Source organism: Flavobacterium sp. CSZ, assembly GCF_015350725.1.
GTDB lineage: Bacteria > Bacteroidota > Bacteroidia > Flavobacteriales > Flavobacteriaceae > Flavobacterium.
Window position 1 is genome coordinate 1 of record NZ_JADKPQ010000069.1, and the last position, 430, is coordinate 430.

Consider the following 430-nt stretch of genomic DNA (forward strand, 5'->3'; position numbering starts at 1 on the left):
CAATATAACGCCTATCTTACTTGTTCCAAAGTTAATCTCCCAGTTTATTTGAGGCTCTACAATCCATGAATTTCGCTGGGTATTGTTCAAATACAATGCAGAAAGGGCACTGGTGGCTCCACTTGCTGGATTATAAATTGTAGAAGGATTGATGCGCGTTTCAATATTTTGTAAATCACTATAACCGAAATTACTTTTGATAATAAGATCAGGAAGTATCTCATATGACAAAGTTGTACTGCTTATCAGATCTTTTGTGTTGGAACGAAATTCAGCTACCAGATTACGTAAAGGATTTAGCCATGTGTTATTGGCCCAATTCAGATTTCCATCTGCATCATAAAGCGCGGGAGCGTTTGGGGCAAGATATTTGGATGAAGAGGTGAGGTCAGCTGAAGGCTGATTGTTATTTTGAATTCCATATCCGGTA

1 pseudogene is annotated in these 430 nt (G+C 38.4%); it reads right to left on the minus strand.

Annotation, left to right across the window (positions count from 1 at the left end):
• Positions 1 to 430, minus strand: a pseudogene (locus IRZ78_RS26030) (SusC/RagA family TonB-linked outer membrane protein); the annotation flags it as partial.